Annotated in this window: 1 protein-coding gene and 1 pseudogene; both read right to left on the bottom strand. The window is 61.5% G+C overall.

Annotated elements, in window-relative coordinates:
- Positions 1-39: 39 nt before the first annotated feature.
- On the bottom strand, positions 40-2,439 hold the full coding sequence (gene xdhB, locus B7L09_RS27245) for a xanthine dehydrogenase molybdopterin binding subunit (RefSeq protein WP_094471473.1): 2,400 nt from the start codon (positions 2,437-2,439) through the stop codon (positions 40-42).
- Positions 2,432-2,785 (bottom strand): annotated as a pseudogene (locus B7L09_RS27250) (xanthine dehydrogenase small subunit); the annotation flags it as partial. The pseudogene B7L09_RS27250 and the gene xdhB, both read right to left, overlap by 8 nt.

Raw genomic sequence — 2,785 nt, forward strand, 5'->3', positions numbered from 1 at the left:
GTGGGAGCTGGCTTGCCCGCGATGGNAGCACCTCGGTCCTTAGAGCGAAGCCATCTCGGCGTCAGTCTCAACAGCCTTCGCCGCCTGCAACTGCCGCATCTGCTCACAGCCCCACAACACCCGCTCCGGCGTGGCCGGTGCATCGATCTTCGGCTGATGGCGATACTCACCCAAACTCGCCACCGCATCCTTGATCGCACACCACGAGGCGATCCCGAGCATAAACGGCGGCTCACCCACAGCCTTGGAATGGAACACCGTGTCTTCCGGGTTCTTGCGGTTTTCCACCAGCTTCACGCGCAGGTCCAGCGGCATATCCGCCACGGCCGGGATCTTGTAACTGGCCGGGCCATTGGTCATCAACTTACCCTTGTTGTTCCATACCAGTTCCTCCATGGTCAGCCAGCCCATGCCCTGGATGAAGCCGCCTTCGACCTGGCCGATGTCGATGGCCGGGTTCAGCGAGGCGCCCACGTCGTGGAGGATGTCGGTGCGCAGCATCTTGTATTCGCCGGTCAGGGTGTCGACGATCACTTCGCAGCAGGCCGCGCCGAACGCGAAGTAATAGAACGGCCGACCCTTTGCCTGGCTGCGGTCATAAAAGATTTTCGGCGTCTTGTAGAACCCGGTGCTCGACAGCGAGACCTGGGCGAAATACGCCTGCTGAATCAGGCTTTCAAAGGTCAGGATCTGGTCGCGCACGCGCACATGGCCGTTGTGGAATTCCACGTCTTCTTCGCTGACCTTGTACTGGCGCGCAGCGAATTCCACGAGGCGTTTCTTGATGATTTCAGCGGCGTTCTGTGCGGCTTTACCGTTGAGGTCGGCACCGCTGGAGGCAGCGGTCGGCGAGGTGTTCGGCACCTTGTCGGTGTTGGTAGCGGTGATTTGTACGCGGTCCATTTCCACCTGGAACACTTCGGCCACCACTTGCGCGACCTTGGTGTTCAAGCCCTGGCCCATCTCGGTGCCGCCGTGGTTCAGGTGGATGCTGCCGTCGGTGTAGATATGGATCAGGGCGCCCGCCTGGTTCAGGAAGCTCGCGGTGAACGAGATGCCGAACTTCACCGGCGTCAGCGCCAGGCCTTTTTTCAGGATCGGGCTGTGGGCGTTGTACAGGCGAATCGCTTCGCGGCGCTCGGCGTATTGGCTGCTGGCCTCAAGCTCGGCGGTCATTTCCTCGAGCATGTTGTGCTCGACGGTCTGGTAATAGTGGGTGACGTTGCGCTCGGTCTTGCCGTAGTAATTGGCCTTGCGCACGGCCAATGGGTCCAGCGCCAGATGGCGGGCAATGGCGTCCATCACTTCCTCAATGGCGACCATGCCTTGCGGGCCACCGAAGCCTCGATAAGCCGTGTTGGAGGCAGTGTTGGTCTTGCAGCGATGACCATTGACGGTGGCGTCGCCCAGGTAATACGAGTTGTCGGCATGGAACATCGCGCGGTCGACAATCGAGNNCGACAAGTCTGGCGAGCAACCGCAGTTGCCGGCCAGTTCCAGGGCGATGCCGTGCAGGCGACCGGTGCTGTCGAAGCCCACGTCGTATTCGATATAGAAGGGGTGGCGCTTGCCGGTCATCAGCATGTCTTCGACGCGCGGCAGGCGCATCTTGGTCGGCTGGCCGGTGAGGCGCGCGACCACCGCGCAGAGGCACGCCGGGCTGGCCGCCTGGGTTTCCTTGCCGCCAAAACCACCGCCCATGCGGCGCATATCCACGACGATTTTGTTCATCGACACGTCCAGCACTTCGGCCACCAGTTTCTGCACTTCGGTGGGGTTTTGCGTGGAGCAGTAGACGATCATGCCGCCGTCTTCGGTGGGCATCACCGATGAGATCTGGGTTTCGAGATAGAAGTGTTCCTGGCCGCCGATGTGCAGCGTGCCCTGGATACGGTTTTTCGCCGTGGCCAGTGCGCCGGCCGAATCGCCACGCTGATGGGTGTGGCTGTCGAGCACGAAGTGGCGTTTGCGCAGNGCCTCGACCACATCCAGCACCGGTTCCAGGTCTTCGTATTCGATCACGGCCGCCATGGCGGCTTTGCGCGCGGTTTCCAGGTCGCGCGCAGCGACGGCCAGTACGGGTTGACCGACGAATTGCACGTCGTCGATGGCCAGCAATGGATCGCCCGGCAGCAAGGGGCCGATGTCTTTCAGACCCGGTACATCTTCGTGGGTGATAGCAATGCGTACGCCTTCAAACGCGTAGCAGGGCGCGGTGTCGATGCTGATGATTCTGGCGTGGGCGCGGTCGGACATGCGCGCATACAGGTGCAACTGGTTGGGGAATTCCAGGCGATCGTCGATGTACTGCGCTTCGCCGNNCACATGCTTGGCGGCGCTGTCGTGCTTGACGCTGCGGCCGACACCGGTGGTCAGGTCCTTGGCGAACAGTTCAGCCAGTTCGGCCTGGGTNTTAACGACGGCGTGATGGTTAGACATAAGCGGTCACCCGAGTCTCGATGTGCGGTGTTTGCAGCTCGATGAAGTATTTACGCAACAGGTTCTGTGCGCTTAGCAGGCGGTATTCCTTGCTGGCGCGGAAGTCCGACAGCGGGGTGAAATCCTCGGCGAGTGCGGCGCAGGCGCGTTCGACGGTGGCGTGATTGAATGGCGCGCCGAGCAACACGGTTTCGCAGTGATTCGCACGTTTCGGAATTGCGGCCATGCCGCCGAAGGCGACGCGGGCGTCGGCGATCACGCCGTTTTCAATGCGCAGATTGAAGGCGGCGCANACGGCGGAAATATCATCGTCCAGGCGCTTGGAGACCTTGTAGGCACGGAACAG

It is taken from the genome of Pseudomonas mandelii, from assembly GCF_002251635.1.
Classification (GTDB): domain Bacteria; phylum Pseudomonadota; class Gammaproteobacteria; order Pseudomonadales; family Pseudomonadaceae; genus Aquipseudomonas; species Aquipseudomonas mandelii_B.